The sequence below is a fragment of the Pedobacter psychrodurus genome (assembly GCF_004331735.1).
Taxonomy (GTDB): domain Bacteria; phylum Bacteroidota; class Bacteroidia; order Sphingobacteriales; family Sphingobacteriaceae; genus Pedobacter; species Pedobacter psychrodurus.
The window spans coordinates 92,279-113,741 of sequence record NZ_SJSO01000007.1; the positions used below are offsets into that span (position 1 = coordinate 92,279).

Genomic DNA, 21,463 nt, shown 5'->3' on the forward strand with positions numbered 1-21,463 from the left:
AATGACAGGAGAATTTTAAGGAAATACATCTCCTCCAAGTATCGTCATTGCGAGAAGGCTATTTCAGCCGACGAAGCAATCTTTATAGGATGGATCACTAGCATAAAAGATTGCTTCGTCGTTCCTCCTCAGCAATGACGACCTTTCTATGGAAGTCTGTCAATGGTAGCGAAGAGCAACGAAGCCGAGAACCAGGAAGTGCTCGGCGAAGCTAAATCTATATTCAAAGATCTCTCTCCCGAAAGTTCGGGACTGCGCTTCAGTCGAGATGACGATATACTTTAATACTCTCTAGCCATCAATTGATCGGTAAGCGTTAATAGATTTGCTTTTCGCTCATCGCTCACATTAATCTGGGCAAATACGGCTAAGGCTTTGTTTAGGTAGTTATTCATGCTCGCCTTGGCAATGTCCTGAATATCTAAAGTATCATAAACCTGACGTACGGTATCTACCTTTTCCTGTGCATTAAATTCTTTATATGCGGTCCAGGTATCTAATGATGCCCTGGTTTCTCCATCGGCAAGTTCGAAAGCTTTTAATAGAAGAAAGGTTTTTTTGTTGGCAATAATATCTCCACCAACTTGTTTTCCGAATTTCTCAGGATCAGCATAGACATCTAAAATATCATCCTGCAGTTGGAAAGCAATGCCGATATTCTCGCCAAACTGATAGATTAAGTCGGCATCTTTCTCTGAAGCTCCGGCTATAATGGCACCAAGTTTTAAGGCACCACCCAAAAGCACTGCAGTTTTTAATCTGATCATGTTGATGTATTCTTCAATACTTACATCGTCACGGCCTTCAAATTCCATATCCAATTGCTGGCCTTCGCAAACACCTTGAGCCGTTGCATTAAAGGTATTTAATACGGGGCCGAGAAAGGCTGGGTTAACCTTCGCAAGGTTTTTATTTGCTTCAACCATCATTACATCACCGCTTAAAATGGCAATATTGGTGCTCCATTTTTCATGCACAGTGGCTTTCCCCCTGCGAAGTGGTGCATTGTCCATAATGTCGTCATGAACGAGCGTAAAATTATGAAAAACCTCAATAGCCATAGCGGCATGGATCGATTCATTGGCATCTTCACCAAACAACTCTGTCGCCATTAAAACCAATAGTGGTCTTACCCGTTTCCCACCAAGATTAATAATATAAGTAATGGGATCGTAAAGCTGTTTAGGATGATCCGGAAACTTTAAATTTTGTATTGCAGTATCTAAAATTTGTTGTAATTCTTCTGTAGTATGCATTGTACTTATTGCGTAAACACTGTGTTTAAGGCACAATTTTAAATTTTTTAATCTGGAATTAAGGTGAAATCAATTTGGCGTTTAGAAAGATCTACTTTTTTCACCCTGATCATCACTTCATCCCCCAGTTGGTATTTTTTCTTTTTGCGTTGGCCTACAATGCAGTAATTTTTCTCATCAAGTACATAAAAATCATCAGATATATCCCTTAAACGAATCATGCCTTCACATTTATTCTCTTCAATCTCTACATACATGCCCCACTCGGTAACACCCGAAATAATACCTTTGTACTCCGTACCGATATTGTTTTCTAAGTATTCGGCCTGTTTGTATTTAATGGAAGCACGTTCGGCATCTGCTGCTCTTTTCTCCATTGCTGAAGAATGTACAGAGGCCACTTCGTAAAATTCCATATCGGCCGATTTTCCTCCATCTAAATAGGTCTGTAAAAGCCTGTGTGCCATCACATCAGGATAACGGCGGATAGGGGAAGTAAAGTGCGTGTAATATTCAAAAGCCAAGCCATAATGACTGGTTTTTTTAGTCGAATAAATTGCTTTAGCCATTGATCTGATCGCCAGCGACGTTAGAATATTCTGTTCTTTCTTGCCTTCTACATCGGCCATTAAATTGTTCAGTGATTTGGCAATTTCTTTATCCGATTTGGTATTGATTTTATAACCGAAACGGGAAGCGAAAGTTGCAAAAGTATTTAAGGTTTCCATGTTTGGCGAATCATGCACACGATAAACAAAGGTCAGTTTGTCTTTCCCCTTAGTTTTCTTGGCTATAAACTCGGCAACTTTACGGTTGGCCAAAAGCATGTAATCTTCAATCAGTTTATGGGCATCTTTACGCTCTTTTACATAAACACCAATGGGCTTGCCCGAATCATCAAGTTTGAATTTAACTTCTGTACTTTCGAAACTGATGGCGCCGTTTTTAAATTTACGGTCGCGAAGGATGTAGGCCAATTCGTTCAGTTTCAGGATTTCTTTTGCATAATCACCTTCTTTATTCTCAATTACTTCCTGCGCTTCTTCGTAGCTGAATCTCCTGTCGGAGTGGATCACCGTTCTACCATACCATTCAGATTGGATATTGGCTTGTTCATCCAGTTCAAAAACGGCTGCAAAACACAATTTATCTTCATGTGGACGTAATGAACATACACCATTACTTAAACGTTCTGGTAGCATGGGAATTACGCGGTCTACCAGGTAAACCGAGGTGGCACGGCTATAGGCTTCTTTATCTAAGTCAGTTCCCTGGATTACATAATGTGAAACATCAGCAATGTGGACACCAATTTCATGGTTTCCATTTGGTAATTTTTGATAAGAAATGGCATCATCGAAATCTTTCGCATCAGCCGGATCTATTGTAAAGGTTAGTACGTTTCTAAAATCTTTTCTTTTCGCAATTTCAGCTGCTGGGATTTCTTCAGGAATGGCATTGGCTTCGCGTTCTACCTGGGGAGGAAACTCCAAAGGAAAACCATACTGCGCTAAAATTGCATTCATTTCGGTATTGTTCTCGCCCTGATTACCCAGTACGTGCTTAACGATACCAATTGGATTCTTGGCACTTTCTGGCCAGTCAGATAAGGTTACCAATACGCGTTGACCATTTTTGGCTTCGTGGATATCGGCCAGAGGAACAAAAATATCGTGCATCATTTTTTTGTCGTCAGCGATTACGAAGGCAAAACGATCTGATATCTTGATTACACCTGTGAAATCTGATTTTGCCCTTTTGATGATTTCGACAACTTCGCCATCGTTTTTACGACCGCTTTTCTTTGCGAAAACATAAGCCTTTACGGTATCGCCATGCAATGCATTTTTAAGTTTTCGTGGTGCCACAAAAACATCTTTCTCAAACTCATCTTCCGGAACGATATAAGCTGAACCATCGGCAGTCATATCAACCGTTCCGATAATAAAGTTTTGCAGCTCTTTGAGTTTAAATTTACCTTTTTCTGGTTCTAGGAAAATTCCTGCACTTTTCCCTTCTTTTAAGATCTCGAGAATGGTTTCCCTCGATTCTTGATCGTTCAAATTTAATTTGGCCGAAACCTGCTTGTAATTAAGCAGCTGATTACTGTTTTTTTCAAAAACATCACTAACCAATTGATTCAGAACCAATTTTATATTTGCCGATTTTTTCTTTGCCATATGCTAAACTGAATTTATCGAAGATACAGAAAAGATGCTCAGGATGGAAAATATAGGGGACAATATGTAAAATGGATGATGTAAAACACAAATCTTTATGTCCTATTGCTAATCAATTAATTTAAGTTCAATATAGGTAATGTTTTTACGTTCTGCTGTATAGCTAATGTGAATGTTGCCACTTTTATCCTGAATAATGGCCGGGTAACTATACTCACCTTTATCGTGGTTTTCTAAGGTGTAAATGTCTTGCCAGTTTTTACCATCTGTAGAGATAGCCAATTTCAAGGTAGAACGTCCTTCCCACCAATTTTTACCTGCGGTTAACGGATTGTAAATGAGCAACTTTCTGCCATCTTTTAAGGTTACTGCATCGCTACCCGAATTTGGATTAGGCAATTGAGTAGCCTTAAGTTTTGACCAGGTTTCACCGTTATCTTCCGACCAGCTTTCTACAATCACATTCTGTCTGCTTCTGCATAATAGTTGTAATTTCCCGTTCTGATAGGTTAAGATTGAGGGTTGTATAACGCCGAAAGTATCACAGTTAATTTCAATTTTCTTCCAGTTTTTTCCTTTTCCATCTGATTTTTCAATATGGATTTTCCAAGTCTTTTCATCCAAACTTTCTGTACTTGATGGATAAAGGATTACCCCATTTTTAAGCTGAATGGGTTTGTTTTTTATCGGACCGAGGAAACCATTTGGGAGTTTTTTTGCTATTGACCATGTTTTGCCATCATTAACGGATGTTTTGTATTCCGCCCACCATGCTCTTGGATTTGGTCCAACCTTATAATGCAGAAATAAAGTTCCATTTTTGGTTTTAAAAAGCACAGGATTCCAGCAGGCAAATCTGCTTGTATCGTTTTTTATTCCATTTGCTATTTCAATTGGTTGACTCCATTGTGTCCCGGTTTTTATTGAGGACCAGATTACAACGTCTTTACTTCCTTCATGTTTACCGCCAAACCAGGCTGCCATTATTTTTCCCTTACCCAAATCAACCAAGGTTGAGGCGTGACAGGCCTCGAATGGAGCCTTTTCAAAAATAGTGGTCGACTGAATAATCTCTACTTTTTGCGCATAAATGCTCAAATAAGGAAAAATGAGTATAATAACAATCGAAAGATATCTAAGCATTTTCTATTATTGGTGTCCCGGAATGGCCTCAATCAATTTTCTGGTGTACTCTGCTTTTGGTGCATAAAAAATCTGTTCTGGAAAACCTTCTTCTTCGATTTTTCCTTTGTTCATCACCAAAATACGGTCTGAAATGTGTTTTACAACGGCCAGGTCGTGAGAAATGAAGATATAGGTGAGTCCGAATTCGCGTTGTAAATCTTTAATCAGGTTTAAAACCTGCGCCTGCACAGAAACATCTAAAGCAGATACCGATTCGTCGCAAATGATAAATTTAGGTTCTAAAGCTAACGCTCTCGCGATAACTACCCGCTGTCTTTGTCCGCCACTAAATTCATGCGGATATCGGTTAAAGTGTTCTTCTTTTAAGCCCACCTTATGGAGTAACTCCAGTACCTTCTTTTTGCGTTCAGTATCGTTATGATGTAATTTATGCACCTGCAATGGCTCCAGAATAGATTGACCGATACTTAATTTAGGATTTAATGAAGCGTAAGGGTCTTGAAAAATGATCTGTATATCTTTCCTTAACTTTCGTAAAGCTGTTTTGCTGATGTGCGTAATGTCTTCTCCGTTAAAGACAATATGACCTGATGTAGGCTGGATTAACCTTAAAATGGTACGTCCTAAAGTGGTTTTACCACAGCCTGATTCTCCAACCAAACCTAAAGTTTCGCCAGGAAAAACCTCAAAATTTAACTGGTCAACGGCTTTAACATAATCGGTTGTTTTACCGAAAAGACCATTGTGGATCGGGTACCAGGTACAAAGATCTTTAATCTGAAGTAAAGGTTTCTGGGCGTAAAGTTTTTCCCTTCGGGCAGCAATTTCAGCTACCGTTAATTGGTTTGATGCCTGTAAATGTGCAGAAGCGTCATCAATTTTTCCGGTAAGGAAATCGGCCACCACAGGTAATTTTTTTAATTGCAGACTAGGTGAGGGGCGACAGGCAAGCAAACCTTTGGTGTATGGATGTTGCGGGTTTTCGAAAATAGATTTTGCCGGACCTTGTTCTACAATTTCACCTTTGTACATTACGGCCAAATCATCAGCAATTTCATTTACCACACCTAGATCGTGCGAAATAAAAATCATTGCCATATTGCGTTCCTGCTTAAGTTTTAAGAGAAGTTGCAAGATTGTTTTCTGAACGGTTACATCTAATGCCGTGGTGGGTTCATCGGCTATTAATAATTTTGGATCGCAGCTTAAAGCCATGGCAATCATTACCCTTTGCTTTTGTCCGCCTGAGATTTGGTGTGGGTAACTATCAAATATTTTTTCGGGCCGGGGTAATTGTACCTCGTTAAACAATGCAATCGTATTTTTTTTGGCTTCCGCTTTATCTACTTTTCGGTGCAGCATAATGGCCTCAGCCACCTGGTACCCGCAGGTAAAAACAGGATTGAGTGAAGTCATGGGTTCCTGAAAAATCATCGAGATCTGGTTTCCCCTGATCTGGCGGATTTCATTCGAGCTGAGATTGAGCAGACTAATATCTTCAAAATCTATATCGCCGGTAATTTTTGCCGCACGTTCATCGTGCAAGCGCATAATGGAAAAAGATGTAACCGATTTTCCAGAACCAGATTCGCCAACAATACCTAAAACAGTTCCTTTTTTTACATTGAAACTGATCTGTTTTACCGCTTTAAACCAGGTTTTTTCATCCTGGTTATAGAAATCGATGTTTAAATTTTCTACGTTTAACATTAGATTTTAGTAATCACAAGTTCTTTTGATCCGGTTTCTAAGCTATTATATTCATCGAAGTGACAGTGACGACCGACTGGAGTTTCATCTTGTGCTAAAAAGAGTAAGTGTTTCGCAAGGGAGATTAATCCTTCTTTGTTAGCGGTAATAACAATTTGATCTTCAACTATATCAGTTTCTATGGTAAACCCATCCTCCCAGCTATAAATTATACCTCTTTCTTTAGAATATTTTGGGATATTTAGTTTTAACTCTATCATCATTTAGGTTACAATGGTAATGTTTTCTGCCGAAATTACATCCATTTCTTTAAATTTTAACAATACCTGAGCAGTAGTAATTACATCTTTCTGGCAATAGGTAACAATTCTATTAAGATTTTTTTCTTCGTAATAAACTTGCCTTACCTGCGCGCCGTTAATATCATCTTTAGGTGTAGGGATATCTAAAATAGCGGCTAGCAGGTTTAAGGAAGTGAAATGTTTATAATCGCCGAATTTCCAAAGTTCCATCGTATCAATATGGTTTACCTCCCAAGGTTTTTTACCCGAAAGCTGTAATTGAACCGGAATTTCTATGCCGTTAACCAATAGCCTTCGGCATAAATAGGGAAAATCGAACTCTTTTCCATTATGCGCACAGAACATCAAGGTGGGCATTTGTTTACTTAATAAAGCAGAAAACTGTAGCAGCATTTCTTTTTCATCATGGCCAAAAATAGATTTAATGCGCAATGAGCAGGATTTGCCCTGAACGCTGAAAATCCCCATGCTAATGCAGATGATCTTACCAAATTCGGCCATAATGCCGGCTTTTTCGTAAAATTCTTCAGGCGTTTGGTCTTGATTTCTTTGATAATGTGTTTTTTGTTCCCAAAGTTCCTGGAAATGGGGAGGTACATCTTGAAAAGATGGATATTGAGGCACAGTTTCGATATCGATAACCATTACCTGATTGAGATCTAACGCCTTTAGCATACATAGGTAGTTTTCAATTAACAATTTACAATTTTCAATTCAAAATCTTCTATGCAAACCATTAAACATTACAACAATATTTTATAAGTTTGGATTATGGCGATAAGTAAATTTGAGCAATCTTTAATAGACGGTGCTCACCAAAAGCTTCAAAGTTTAATGGGTAACTGGAAAGGCATAACCAAAACCTGGTTCGAAAAGGATATACTGGCAGATGAATCTCCAGCTGAAGCAAAAATTACTTCAATTTTGGGTAACCGTTTTATATCTCTAGATTACCAAGGAAGTTTGGAAGGAAAACCTTTTGAAGGCAAAATGATTATTGGTTTCGATATTCCTTACCAAAGATTTACGACCAGTTGGATGGATAGTTTCCACATGGGCACGCAGATTATGCTTTCGAGTGGCGAAGCTACAGCAAATGGTTTTTTAGTTTTTGGTGAATACGGGAGTCCTGAATATGGAGAACAGCTTTGGGGTTGGAGAACCACGTTGGAACTGATCAGTGCCGATGAAATTGTATTAACCGCATATAACGTTTCGCCAGAAGGGGAAGAGGCAAAAGCTACTGAAACGGTTTATAAGAGGGGATAGATTTAGAAAGGTCGTCATTCCCAACTTGATTGGGAATCTTAATGCTTCATGTAAAATGCATTAAGATTCCCGCATGCGCGAGAATGACGTACCGTAAAAAAACTAAAATAAGCTTGGCGAAGCCTGATTGGCCATTACCGGAATCTTTAAATCGGTTCCTACAGCTTTATTCAGTTTCTCCGTGAAATAAGCTGAAAATAGTGGAGAAGATAACTCTATATTTTGATGGACAAAGAAATACAAGTTTTGTAATCCCTGTTCTTTCCAGCTTACAATTCTTTCAATCCAATCATCTAATCGCTTCTTGTCAATATCATCATCATTGGCGCCAACGAAACGTACAAAGGCCGTGGGCGAGGTTAAACGCATATGCAACATATCTCTTCTGCCGGCAGTATCAACAATAATATTGGCAACACCATTTTCCTGAAACAATTGTGCAAATTCGTTTGCTATGGCAGGATTTGAAAACCATTCTTCGTTTCTCACTTCAACGCCCAGCGGAATTACCTTTGGAAACTCATTGATTACAATTTTTAGCCTTTCGAAATCTTTTGGTTTAAAATTATCATGCAATTGAAGAAAAGCCATTCCAAGTTTATCCTCAAAATTGCTGATTGCATCGCAGTATTGCTCAACAGGTTCTTTAACGTTGATCAATCTTTTAAAATGACTGATGGTATTGGTCAGTTTTGGGAAAAACTTAAAATCTGCAGGTGTTTTTTGCGTCCATGTAATTACTTGCTCACGGCTTGGCATGCCATAAAAGGTGGCATTTAACTCAATGGAATTAAATTGAGTAGAATAATAAGTCAGCTCGTCTTTCGTGCCTTTTGGATAAAAACCCTTTAAATCTGCCTTATTCCATTTGGCACAACCAACATAAGCCTGGAAAGATTGTTTAGGTTTATTTGCTTTCAAAACTGTTGCTGTTTCAGGAGCATCAGCCGGAAGGGTATAATCTATAATCGAAGCGTCGTCTACTTTGCCGAATTGCATTTTTAAAGGTTTTAGGTGTAAGGTAAAAGGTTTAAGGCAAAAAAATACCCTAGTTAATTTAACTAAGGTATTATATTTTGTAAAAATAAGAAACTTGTTCTTTGCTTTAGCTTATTGTGGAAAGTTTATGTTTTTCGTATCTCCAAACTGAGAACTGAAAACTTCTAACTGTAAACTGAACTAGTAACCCAGAATCTTCAATACCTGCTTACTGTTCTGTTCCTCTCCAAAAACCTCGAAGTTGAAACTTTCGTCGCGGTTTCTGCGAATCAATACATGTTTAGGGCTTGGCAACAAACAATGGTGGATACCACCATAACCACTCAATACCTCCTGGTAAGCGCCAGTGTGGAAGAAACCTAAGTACTGTACTTTACGCGTTTTAGGCATAAATACACTATTCATGTGTGCTTCCTGGTTGTAATAATCCTGCCCGTCGCAGGTAATACCACCTAAGTTAACACGTTCGTATTCAGCATCCCAGTTGTTAATTGGTAATAAAATGTATTTTTGGTTTAGTGCCCAAACATCTGGTAAATTGGTAATGAAAGAACCATCTAACATTAACCAACGCTCACGGTCATTCTGTTGTTTACGACCCAATACTTTATATAGGATACCAGAAGCCTCGGCAACAGTATATTTACCAAATTCGGTAATAATATCTGGTTCCATTACATCGTGGATGGCGCAGATTTCTTTAATCCTTTTTACAATTTCGTTTACCATGTATTCGTAATCGAAATCGAACACCAACGAATCTTTAAATGGCATACCACCACCAATATCCAAAGTGTCTAAGTCAGGATTGATTTTTTTGAACTTGCAATAAAGCGTTACATATTTCTCTAACTCGTTCCAGTAATATGGCGAATCGGTAATACCAGAGTTAATGAAAAAGTGCAATAATTTAACCCTGAAATTAGGATTATGAACGATTTTGTTGTTGTAAAAATCGATAATATCTTCCATACGCACACCTAAACGCGAAGTATAGAACTGCGAATCTGGCTGCTCTTCGGCGGCAATACGGATACCTAAATTACAAGGGGTATCGATATCAACCTCATCATCAAAAAGGTTAAACTCCTCTTTATTGTCTAAAACAGGGATAATATTGGTATAACCATCATGCAACATATCAATGATATATTGTTTGTACTGGTAGGTTTTAAAGCCGTTGCAGATGATGGTGGTATCTTTAGTTAACACACCTTTTTTCTCCAAAGCATCAACCATCGGCATATCAAAAGCCGAAGAAGTTTCCAGGTGGATGTTGTTTTTTAAAGCTTCTTCTACAATATGCTTAAAGTGCGAGCTTTTTGTACAGTAGCAATATTTGTAATCGCCACGATAATTGTTCTTTAAAATAGCGGTTTGGAAAAGAATCTTCGCCTGCTGGATCTTCTTACTTACCATTGGTAAATACGTGAAACGTAGGGGAGTACCGTAAGTTTCGATCATTTCCATCAGGTTTAAATCCTGAAAATATAATTCATCATCTATAACATCGAAACCCTCCTGAGGGAAACCAACACTTAGATCAAGAAATTCTGAGTAACTCTGCATTTACTTTTAAATAATTTTTGCAAAAATGTAATTTTAAATCGAGAATTAAACGGTATTGATAATATTTTTACTGTAAGGAAACGCTTAGCCTGATTACTATCTGGTCTTAGCATCTCGCTAAGACTTTCCGTTAAATTTTTTAAAAGACGAAATAAGATTAGTGTTTAACTAATTAATTTGAAAAGTAGGTTTCAGTTTTATGGATTTACCTGGTAAGGACAGTACTGCTTTGATCTCTTGTTTAGTAAATGAAAGATAATTAAGTTTAAGTAATGATTGGAAAGCAGGTTCCTGTTTAAATAGGTCGGGGTTGGCCCTGCTCTCCACTTTATCCCGAAGAAAAATCGGGATGTTCGTTCCGATCAGGTTTATGTATTTGGGCTGGTGCTGCTATTTAGGGTTTAATAGCGAGTAGGCTAATCAATCATCAAATAACGTTTTATCCTTTGCGGAGATATTTGGTTAAAATTATGATAGTTTGTCCTTCAACCTTACCTTCAATTTGTTCGATGTTATCATGAACTAATCGGATATTTTTAACTACAGTACCTAGTTTAGCGCTCAAAGTTGAGCCTTTAACATCCAACGTTTTTACCAAAACAACAGTGTCGCCGTCAAATAAGCGCGTGCCGTTGCTGTCCTGATGAAATTCTACCGTTCCATCTTGCTCATGGTCGCCGGTTTTTTTAGCCCACTCCAAAGTTTCATCTTCAAGGTATAAAATATCCAGACTATCTGCTGCCCAGCCTTCATTTCTTAGCCTGCTCAACATTCTCCAGGCAACAACCTGTACAGGGGCAAATTCCGACCACATGGTTTCTGTTAATATTTTCCAGTGGTTTGGTGCAAGCTGTTCCGTTTTTTCAATCTGATCTAAGCAGGTTTTACAAACTAAAATGCTGTTATCGCTATTGGCATTGCTGCTTGGTGGCACTTCGTACACCGATAAATTGATTTCAGCGGTGCATAATTCGCATTTATTGCCCGAACGGGTCTGTAATTCTTGTGTTAAAGACATATTGATAACGGATTTTTGGCGAAAGTAATAAAAGTAATTGGAATCAAGTGGATCGTCATTTCGACCGCAGTGCTCTAAAGGAGCTCATTTAGAGGAGAAATCTTGTTATTATAATAGGTTTTGTTTGATAGAAAAGGAAATGAATGTTTTTTGATCATTTGGAAAGCAGGTTTCTGTTTTTATCAGTTTGGGTTAGTCCTGCTCTCCACTTTATTCAGAAGAAAAATCGGGATATTCGTTCCGATCAGGTTTATTGAAATTAGGATATTGCTGCTATTTAGGGTTTAATAGCGAGCGTACTTATGCGACAGATTTTCAGTGTTTTCTGTGATTCTGTGGCAAAAATAAAAATGGTTCGTGGAGGCACGAACCACGGCGTTGAAATATAAACAGATATGAATGTTTTTTGATCATTTGGAAAGCAGGTTCCTGTTTTTATCGGTTTGGGTTAGTCCTGCTCTCCACTTTATCCCGAAGAAAAATCGGGATGTTCGTTCCGATCAGGTTTATGTATTTGGGCTGGTACTGCTATTTGGGGTTTAATAGCGAGTGCGAACTTTTTAAAGAAAAAGTCTTTATTTTGAAAAGTATCGTCATTTCGACCGTAGTGGAGAAATCTTTAAAGTTTCCAATAAACATAGTCCAAAGATTTCTCCATTTCGCTGCACTCCAGTCGAAATGACGACTGATTTTAATAACTCATTTCCATGGCTTTGGTCCACCAGCTAATCTTTTTAGCTACAATTTACTCGGCAAGTGTATCTCAGCCAGCATACACCTTGCGCTGCCACCACCATTTTTTTCGATGATATACAATGGTGCATAAATAATTCTGCTATATTGTTCAAGCGCTGCAATCTGCTCAGCATTTAATGATAAATAAGCCTGCTCCGACATAACCAATAAGCTTTCGTTCTCTGCATTGGTAACCTGCAACATATTGCCCGCAAATTTATTCATCTGCTCCAAGCTGATTTCGATGATTTCTTTACCAGCGCCTTTTAAACTGATGGTTACATTTAACTTTTCTTCAGGATTTTTAATAGAATCAAGGCAGATTACTGCAAAGCAGTCACCAATGCACATCATTACGTTAGTATGGTAAATCGGGAAATTCGTTTCATCAACCGCCTGGAATGCCACTGGTTCGTATCCGGTGAGCATGGAGAAATTGTTCAGCACTTCTTCATCGGTGCGCACACTTAAGCAGGCGTAAGCAATTTTATTGGTGCGATCTAACACCATGCTTCCTGTACCTTCTAAAAACGCATATTGTTTTTCGTAAAAACTTAAATCAGTAATGTGATTAACTTCGAAATTTTCTCTCAGGCCATCCAGTATTTCTATCCGGCGTTCTAACCTGCGGTTTTCAGAAAACATCGGATAAAGATATACTGAGCCGTCTTCGTGAAAGGAAACCCAATTGTTCGGGAAAATAGAATCAGGCGTTTCAGGTTGTAAGGTGTCATCTACTACCTTCACATCAACATTGTTTTTACGTAGTAAATCAACAAAGGCATCAAACTCTTTTAAAGCCGCTGTTTGTACATTGGTTTCAGTAGATGCATTTTGAAATTTGTTATTTCCCGCTGTTTGCTCGTTGAACTTAAAATCAACAGGGCGGATCATGAGGATGTGGTTGGTGGTCTGCATTTTCTTCTTCTTATGCGTCATCCTGAATTTATTTCAGGATCTTAATTAGGAGATCCTGAAATAAATTCAGGATCTTAATTAGGAGATCCTGAAATAAATTCAGGATGACGGGTCACTAATTACAAATTATCTCTTAAAATCGGCAGGCTCATACAATGGAAACCACCACGGGCACGCGATAATTCTGCCGAAGGCATTAAAATCAACGTATCGGTTATGGTTTCGGCATTTACTTTGCCGCTTTCTAAATCCTGGATTAAATCTTTAACATCCACCACATCAAAGCCAGCAGCTTTAAAAGCCTCTACTGTTTTATCGTTTCTATCATAACCTAAAACAACACCTTCTTTAATGGCTAAAAGGTTACAGGAATCCGTCCATTGTTCTCTCGAATCGTAAGGAAATTGATTATTTCCGCTGTAGATGATTTTTGTTGGTTCAGTGCTTTTTAAATCGTTTTGGCTAATATCATTTAATAAAGCTTCTACATGTTCAAAGTGTTTCGGTTCGCTCGGATTGGCTTTTGTAAACTGAATAGCAGTGGTCGCTTCAAGCTTTTCGGGCTCTTTTAAAAAGTTGATCGGCTCGTAAGGATTATATTTTGGTGAATGGGCAATCGAATTTAAAATTACCCAGGTATCACGTTTAACCTGTGTAAAAACAGTGTCCAGGTGCATATAATCACGTTTGCTCGGTATTTTTACCACCGTAACTTTTTCTACCACATCCTGATCGAACAATAACTTAATGGCTTCGTTGGCACCATGTTCTGATGTCCGTTCACTACAGCCAATTAATACGTGGTTGGGGCTCACCATCATTACGTCGCCACCTTCTAAAGTGGTACTGAAAGCAGGTTCATCACCAGGGCGTAAAAAGTGCATGGTTACATCCGGAATTTCGAGGATGTTATTGCGATAGTCCTCAAACAAAGGGTGATTGAAGAAAATATAACGCATTAAAAGTGTTTCGCGCACCCGGGCTTTTTTTGCCGGTTTATTTAACAAGATATGGTTGTTAATAGTGGTACCTACATCCCTGGTGAAAATTAAATTGGGGATTGGTGCAAAAATCATGGTATCGTTGGCCAATGTTCCGGAGATAAAAATCTCCGCCAATTGTTTTGGATCGGTATTGGTTAATTCTAACTGTACTTTATAGGTACAGCCTTCGATAGCACAAACTGCTGCTACCAGTTTTTTACGGATGGATTCGTTCTCCAACATTTCACTTAATAGGTTCTGAATCTCAATTACAGATTTAGAATTGTGAAAATCGGGGTGGTTGGGTTTATAAAAATTACGGTCTGATGCTTCAGAATCTATTTCAGCCAATTTTCCTTTAATCTTTTCAGGATCAAGAAAATACATCAACAGTTTAATATAATAATCGTATTCGCCTTTACGGATGGTATCTAAATGTACAATATCTTCGAAAAGCCAATCTTGTGCCTTAGAGGGTACTACTTTGCCTAATCCACTATCAGGACTATGTATTAATAATTTACGCAATCTGCCGATTTCGGTGTTTACGCTCACTTTAAAATTTGGGTTCTGCTCGCTCATAAAAAAGTTAGTTATTGCAAATCTATTAGAATTTTTGAGAGTCCGAAAGTCCAGGGTCCGAAAGTCCGAAGATATAGTTTGAAAATAGGTGCTGGGAAAGTTAGAAGACCAATGAGGTTTATACTTACAGGGATTGCCTCTTCGGACATCGGTCTCCCGACTTCGGACTTTTTTATACACAGAACCAACCTCCTTAAACCTTAATAGCGGCAGCTCCCGATTTCTTCAATCAGGACTATAGCGAAAAGAAGGACTATCGGGCCCCACTGGCACTACTTACCTTTCCAAACCCTTTAAAAACGATGAAAGTTGAAATTTAAGATAAAAAATCTTCGGACTTCGGTCTCCCGACTTCGGACTTTTTTATACACAGAACCAACCTCCTTTAAACCTTAATAGCGGCAGTTCCCGATTCCTTCAGTCGGGACTATAGCGAAAAGAAGGACTATCTGGACCGATTTGCACTACAGTACCTTTCCAAACCCTTTAAAAGCTCGAAAACCTTCCACCTTAAACCTTCCACCTTAAACCTTTCACCTTCCACCTTTTTTACATATTTTTGGCCCATGAATTTTATTATTGCCGAAACACAGAAAGCCATTTTTGAACTTTATAAGGAAGAAGTAGCCGAAGGTGTAATCAACATACAAGAAACACGTAAAGAATTTGAAGGACAGGCAACAATTGTTGTTTTTCCGATTACCAAAATTTCGAAGAAATCGCCAGAGCAAACTGCCACTGAAATTGGCGAATATTTGGTTGCTAATGTAGCCGATATTATTAAATTTAATGTGGTTAAAGGCTTTTTAAACTTAAGCATTGCTGAAAGTTATTTCTTACAACAGTTTAATGAGGAAATTTTATCGCCCGATTTTGGTGTGTATGCACCAAACGGTAAAAAGGTAATGGTCGAATATTCTTCGCCAAATACCAATAAACCGCTTCACCTGGGGCACGTGCGTAATAATTTATTGGGTTATTCGGTTTCTGAACTGCTTAAAGCTTACGGTTACGATGTGGTGAAGGTAAACCTGGTTAACGATCGTGGTATCCACATCTGTAAATCGATGCTGGCCTGGCAAAATTGGGGTAATGGCGAAACACCCGAAAGTACAGGCTTAAAGGGCGATCACTTGGTAGGAAAATACTACGTCATTTTTGATAAAGAATATAAAAAAGAAATTGAAGCTTTAAAAGCCGAAGGACAAACAGAAGAAGAAGCCAAGAAAAATGCTCCATTGATCAAAGAAGCACAACAAATGCTGTTGAAATGGGAGCAAGGCGATGAGGAAGTGGTTTCGCTGTGGAAAACCATGAACGAGTGGGTTTACGCTGGTTTTAACGTGACATATAAAAATCTTGGGGTTGATTTTGATAAATTTTATTACGAAAGTAATACCTATCTGTTAGGAAAAGGTACTGTTGATGAAGGTTTGGCCAAAGGTGTTTTCTTTAAAAAGGAAGATGGTTCGGTATGGATCGATTTAACTGCCGATGGTTTAGACCAAAAGCTGGTTTTGCGTGCTGATGGAACTTCGGTTTACATTACACAGGATTTAGGTACTGCCGAAATGAAACACGACGATTTCAATATGGATGAGTCGATTTATGTGGTAGGGAATGAGCAGGATTACCACTTTAAAGTGTTGTTCCTGATTTTAGAGAAACTGGGCAAAAGCTGGGCAAAAGGTTTATACCATTTATCGTACGGAATGGTTGATTTGCCAAATGGTAAGATGAAAAGCCGTGAAGGAACAGTTGTTGATGCTGATGAGTTGATTGAAAGCATGGTAAGCACTGCCCGCGAGAAAACGGAAGAATTGGGTAAAACCAACGATTTTAGTGAAGAAGACAAGGAAGAGCTGTATAAAAATATAGGTTTAGGTGCCTTAAAATATTTCCTTTTAAAGGTTGAACCTAAAAAACGTTTATTATTCAATCCGGCTGAAAGTATCGATTTTCAGGGGAATACCGGACCGTTTATTCAGTATACGCATGCGCGGATTAAATCGCTGTTGACTAAGTCGGATTACAAGTTCGCAGTTGGCAGTGAGCAGTTTTCAGGAATATCGGATGTAGAATTGGAAATGATTCTGCAACTGGCGAAATACCCTGCAGAAATTGCCATTGCGGCTAAGGCTTACAGTCCGGCAAGTTTGGCCAACTATTTATACGAACTGGCTAAACTGTTCAACAAGTTTTACCATGAGGTACCGCCGATTGTAAAAACCGAAGAAGGTGAAACGAAACAGTTCCGATTAAACCTGAGCAAAAAAACGGCAGATATCATTCATGCCGGAATGCTGATTTTAGGGATTACTTCGCCGGAAAGAATGTAAGATGGCAGAGGTAAGATGGGAGATGGAAGAGGTAAGATGGAAGAGGTAAGATGTAGTATTAAAAGTGAAATGATAGATATGCTCTTGAAATCCTATCATCTTAATAATCCTGGCTCATGATGTACGAACTGGTTTTACTTTGTCTGGTGGCTTTTGCTGCCGGATTTATAGATGCTATTGTAGGTGGCGGTGGTTTATTACAAACTCCCGCCATTTTACTTATTTTACCACATTACCCCGTGGCCACGCTTTTAGGGACTACCAAAATCCCATCAATGGCAGGTACAACGTTAGCCGCTTTCAAATATTCGAAACAGGTTCGTTTTAACTATAAGGTACTTGCTGCCTGTGTGCTTACTGCATTCTTTGCTGCATTGCTGGGTGCATTTTTGGTAAGTAGGATAGATAATTCGGTCATTAAACCTGTAATCCTCGTTGTACTGATTTTAGTTGCACTTTATACCTATTTTAATAAACAATTTGGTATCCACCAGGAGAAAGACCATTCGCTTAAACAACAGGTTTTAATGGCTGGTTTATTTGGGATATTGATTGGTTTTTATGATGGTTTAATCGGACCAGGCACTGGTTCTTTTCTGATTTTGGTTTTTATTGCCGTTCTGGGTTTCGATTTTATAGGGGCCAGCGCACATGCCAAAATTGTAAATATGGCCACTAATCTGGCGGCCATTATCTATTTCAGTTCTACCGGGCATATCCTGTTTCAATACGCCATACCGATGGCGCTGTTTAACCTAACCGGTGCTTTCTTCGGTACAAAACTGGCCTTACTTAAAGGAAATAAATTTGTCCGTGTGTTTTTTCTGATCGTTGTTTTCGGAACAATTTTAAGATTTGCTTATGATGCGTTATTAAAATAAGATAATCTTAGTAGATTTGTTTATCTATGATTAGATTAACGTTTAATTTTATTCTCGCTTCTTTTTTACTTGCGATTTTAATTCTTTTTTCTTTAGACACTCGTGGAGAGGTTTTTATTGTAACTTCAAACGCAGATGCTGGTTCGGGAACTTTAAGAGATGCATTAATCAAAGCGGCTGCAAATGGCAGTGCCGATAAAGATTTTATTCATTTTAATTTAGCAGATCAAAGTGAAAGCGGAAGAACCATAACCTTGTTAAGTCAATTGCCTGATGTTTCTTCGAATCTGGATATCGATGGATCGACACAATCGGGTAATTTTTTTGGTGTAAGTACAGCTAAAGTGCAAATAAAAATGTCATTTTCGTATTTAACTACTTACTATGGATTAACATTGATAAATGTTAATGATGTAGGTATTTATGGCATATACATCATAAATTTATTACCAACCACTGCGCCAGGAAGATGGGAACAACGGCAAGGGATATGTTTAAGACAGGCAAAAAATATAAAAGTTGGGGCGGCCGGAAAAGGGAATGTAATTTGTGGCTTTACACATGAAATTGGTGTTAATGTTCATTTAACTGGTGGACAAATTCAGTATTATTCTGAAAATTTAACAGTTCAGGCCAATATTATTGGTTTTGAATCTGATGGTGTGACATTGCCGATGTCTTTTTCTGGAGCTCAATCGATGTATTATATATATGGACTAGTAGATATTGGCGGAACTAGTCCTGCAGAAGGAAATGTATTTGCAAAAGGTATCAATTTCTCCCAGAGCAATTACAATTCAAATAATGACCCATTATATTCTACTCCGGCAACGATAAAGATTAGAAATAATAAAATTGGTACAAATTTTACTGGAGATATTGCAACGCCATTGTCATCAGGTTTTAGTGTGTTAACAAGCAACCCTAATGGTAAAAATACAATAAGTATAGAAGATAATGTCATTTCTAGCGAAGGATATGCAATTAACCTTTTAAATAACGGGATGCCCGTAAGTATCAAAAGGAATTTTATTGGCATTGACAAGAGCCTAACCAAGCGATTGCGAGCTTCAACAGGTGTTTTTGTTTACTATTCGGATGGTGTAGTTATTGGTGGGCAAGACCCGGCAGACGCAAATTACATCGCCTATTGCAAGCCGGTAAATGTTTGGCCCTATTCAACTGTTTCAGTGAATAAGAATAGCTTTTTCTGTACAGTTGGTGCATATCCAATGATATTTACAAATAGCTCTCGTACAATTCCAGTGGTAAATATTCAAAATTTCACCGCAAATGCTGTATCTGGTACGGCTACACCAAACTCAACAATAGAACTTTTTTACAGCGACTTGTGTAGAACATGTTCTCCGGAAACCTATTTTGCCAGTACCACGGCTGATGCCAATGGCAACTGGAACTATAATGGTAATATTTTAAGATCGGTAATTGCTTCTGCAACATTAAATGGCTCCACATCAGAATTTACCCGAACCAGGGTTGATGTTTCTGGGGTTAAGATTATTCATGCATGTTCTAATATGGGCTCAATTACAGGTGTGTTGCCATTAAGTGCTGCTAATGTAGAGTGGTTAGATATTAATGGAAATGTAGTGGGTAGGGAGAAAGACCTTTTAAATGTGCCAATTGGTACTTATCGGTTAAAAGCAGTTAATGGAGATTGTAGTGAAGTAACACCATGGTTTGAAATTAAAAAAGGATTGATAACAAATGCCACAAATGTTCAGATACTAAATCCAGCTTGTGGTACTGGTGGCAACATTAGAGGTTTACAGGTTGTAAATAATACCTCATCACCTGCAGTTTACAGCTGGAAAAATGAATTGGGTACCGAAGTAGCTACAACATTAAATTTAACAAATGTTACGCCCGGAAGATATACCTTAACAATATCCACATTGGATAACAGTTGTACAGAGACTTATGGGCCGGTTAACTTAACATCTAGCTCCGGACCAAGCGTTAGCCTGCTTTCCTTATCTATAACGCCAGCTAATTGTGGTACAAATTCTGGAGGTATTACGGGAATAATGGCAACTGGAAGCGGCACTTTAACCTATAAATGGAAAAACGAAAACAATGTGCAGGTTGCAAGCATTAAGGATTTGGTAAATCAGCCGCCCGGCAAATACACTTTAGAAGTTAGAGACCAATCCAGTTGCGGAGCGATAATTACACAGGTCATTACCATTCCGGATGCCAACGCCATTACCATTAATGATAGCCAGAAACAAGTTTTCAATCCTACTTGTTCGGGTAATAATGGAAGTATAAAAGGTTTGCTAATAACTGGAGCTAATTCCTTTACCTGGAAAAATATTGGTGGTCAAGTAGTTGGTAGTCAGCTGGATTTAGAAGGGGTGCCTTCCGGAAGTTACCAGTTAACAGCTTCAAATCAGTCATGTAATAAAACTTATGGTCTTACCTTAGTTACACAGCCAAATTTGATCGATGCTAGGGGCATTACAAAGATAATTACCGATGCCTCTTGTGGATTAAACAATGGAAAAATCATAATTACGATGCAAAATACAAGCCATCTGCCAAAAAGTTATAGATGGGAAGACAAATCAGGTAAGACCGTTGGGGGGAATACAGCTGTACTTGAGAACGTAGACGCTGGAGATTATAGTGTTTATGGAATAGATGATTATGGTTGCGAAATATATCTGATTACTTACAGCGTTAATAGACAAGCTGAACTTGCTTTAGTAAATAGCAATGTTCGTATTGCAGATGATAATTGTAATCAAGGATTGGGAAGTATTACCGGAATGCAAATTAGTGGTGGCCTTGCACCTTATAGCTATAAATGGACTAATGACGCTGGTATTCAGGTTGGCAATAATTTAGACATATACAATTTACCCAAAGGCAATTATAAACTGGAAGCTACTGATGCTTTAAATTGCTCGCCATTGATTTCGAATTTTGTGGTTGATAATCTTACCAGCCAAATTACAGCACCAACTGTTACACCAATTCAACTTTGTTCACCGGGCGAAGCAACTTTGCGGGCAAGTGGATCGACAAAAGCCACCAGCTATGCCCTTTATGAAAGTGAAGAGGCTTCATTTCCTATAGACGTTTCTGTTAGCGGGATTTTTAAAGTTAATGTCAGAGGTGATAAAAATTACTTTATTGCTCAACGTATCGGCGATTGCGAAAGTAGAAAAATGGAAGTGAAAATTACAGTTGGCTTATCAGGATTGACTGTAGCAAATTCGATTTCACCTAACAACGATGGTATTAATGATATTTGGAATTTAAAGGGTATTGAAAATTATCCAAAGGCACACATTCAATTTTTTAATAGAGTAGGAAATAAGGTTTATGAATCTGTGGGATATACCATGCCGTTTGATGGAACGATTAAGGGTTCTAGACTTCCAGTAGGTGTATATTACTATATCATAAAATTAAGTCAAGCGTGTGAAATAGTTACAGGATCGATAACTTTATTATATTAATATTTACTTGGTAAGCAAAAAAATAAATGCTACATCTTTATTTGGTGAATTGGCCCAATATGTAATGTAAAAAAGGATTGACAAAAAA

At 38.2% G+C, this 21,463-nt stretch carries 15 protein-coding genes; 4 read left to right on the forward strand and 11 right to left on the reverse strand.

All coding sequences use genetic code 11. The features are described from left to right. Positions 1-281: 281 nt before the first annotated feature. From EZ456_RS10500 to EZ456_RS10525, 6 genes are all read right to left on the reverse strand, one after another. Entirely contained in the window at positions 282-1,256 is a 975-nt protein-coding gene (locus EZ456_RS10500; RefSeq protein WP_131529902.1) for a polyprenyl synthetase family protein, read from the reverse strand. Between the two features lie 47 nt (positions 1,257-1,303). Further along, on the reverse strand, positions 1,304-3,436 hold the full coding sequence (gene rnr / locus EZ456_RS10505; RefSeq protein WP_131529904.1) for a ribonuclease R: 2,133 nt from the start codon (positions 3,434-3,436) through the stop codon (positions 1,304-1,306). A 108-nt stretch (positions 3,437-3,544) separates the two neighbouring features. Beyond that, positions 3,545-4,579, reverse strand: a complete 1,035-nt coding sequence (locus EZ456_RS10510; protein ID WP_131529906.1) for a sialidase family protein — start codon at positions 4,577-4,579, stop codon at positions 3,545-3,547. A 6-nt stretch (positions 4,580-4,585) separates the two neighbouring features. Continuing rightward, on the reverse strand, positions 4,586-6,292 hold the full coding sequence (locus EZ456_RS10515; protein WP_131529908.1) for an ABC transporter ATP-binding protein: 1,707 nt from the start codon (positions 6,290-6,292) through the stop codon (positions 4,586-4,588). Next, complete coding sequence (locus EZ456_RS10520; RefSeq protein WP_131530300.1) at positions 6,292-6,552, reverse strand: Imm32 family immunity protein; 261 nt, start codon at positions 6,550-6,552, stop codon at positions 6,292-6,294. The genes EZ456_RS10515 and EZ456_RS10520 overlap by 1 nt, the downstream gene beginning before the upstream one ends. Before the next feature lie 3 nt (positions 6,553-6,555). Beyond that, the gene (locus tag EZ456_RS10525) at positions 6,556-7,269 is read right to left on the reverse strand and encodes a 3'-5' exonuclease (RefSeq protein ID WP_131529910.1); all 714 of its coding nucleotides are present in this window, start codon (positions 7,267-7,269) and stop codon (positions 6,556-6,558) included. 96 nt (positions 7,270-7,365) lie between these two features. On the opposite strand from EZ456_RS10525, the gene EZ456_RS10530 reads away from it, so the two are divergent. Then, entirely contained in the window at positions 7,366-7,863 is a 498-nt protein-coding gene (locus tag EZ456_RS10530) for a DUF1579 domain-containing protein (protein ID WP_131529912.1), read from the forward strand. A 102-nt stretch (positions 7,864-7,965) separates the two neighbouring features. On the opposite strand, the gene EZ456_RS10535 is transcribed toward EZ456_RS10530, so the two are convergent. From EZ456_RS10535 to EZ456_RS10555, 5 genes are all read right to left on the reverse strand, one after another. Continuing rightward, the gene (locus tag EZ456_RS10535; protein ID WP_131529914.1) at positions 7,966-8,862 is read right to left on the reverse strand and encodes a DUF72 domain-containing protein; all 897 of its coding nucleotides are present in this window, start codon (positions 8,860-8,862) and stop codon (positions 7,966-7,968) included. 180 nt (positions 8,863-9,042) lie between these two features. After that, positions 9,043-10,431, reverse strand: a complete 1,389-nt coding sequence (locus tag EZ456_RS10540; RefSeq protein ID WP_029277861.1) for an arginine decarboxylase — start codon at positions 10,429-10,431, stop codon at positions 9,043-9,045. Positions 10,432-10,870: 439 nt separating this feature from the next. Beyond that, a complete protein-coding gene (locus EZ456_RS10545) occupies positions 10,871-11,449 on the reverse strand; it encodes a PhnA domain-containing protein (protein ID WP_131529916.1) in 579 nt (192 codons plus the stop codon). Between the two features lie 738 nt (positions 11,450-12,187). After that, positions 12,188-13,123, reverse strand: coding sequence for a citrulline utilization hydrolase CtlX (ctlX, locus tag EZ456_RS10550; RefSeq protein ID WP_317129999.1), 936 nt, complete (start codon positions 13,121-13,123; stop codon positions 12,188-12,190). Positions 13,124-13,221: 98 nt separating this feature from the next. Continuing rightward, positions 13,222-14,667 (reverse strand): arginine deiminase family protein, encoded by a 1,446-nt coding sequence (locus EZ456_RS10555; protein ID WP_131529918.1) that lies wholly within the window; start codon positions 14,665-14,667, stop codon positions 13,222-13,224. A gap of 566 nt (positions 14,668-15,233) precedes the next feature. On the opposite strand from EZ456_RS10555, the gene argS reads away from it, so the two are divergent. The 3 genes from argS (at position 15,234) to EZ456_RS10570 (ending at position 21,375) form a co-directional block, all read left to right on the forward strand. Then, positions 15,234-17,006: an arginine--tRNA ligase gene (argS, locus tag EZ456_RS10560; protein ID WP_131529920.1), complete on the forward strand. Its 1,773-nt coding sequence runs from the start codon at positions 15,234-15,236 to the stop codon at positions 17,004-17,006. A 116-nt stretch (positions 17,007-17,122) separates the two neighbouring features. Further along, complete coding sequence (locus EZ456_RS10565; protein WP_131529922.1) at positions 17,123-17,887, forward strand: sulfite exporter TauE/SafE family protein; 765 nt, start codon at positions 17,123-17,125, stop codon at positions 17,885-17,887. A 26-nt stretch (positions 17,888-17,913) separates the two neighbouring features. Further along, entirely contained in the window at positions 17,914-21,375 is a 3,462-nt protein-coding gene (locus EZ456_RS10570) for a gliding motility-associated C-terminal domain-containing protein (RefSeq protein WP_131529924.1), read from the forward strand. Positions 21,376-21,463: the final 88 nt, after the last annotated feature.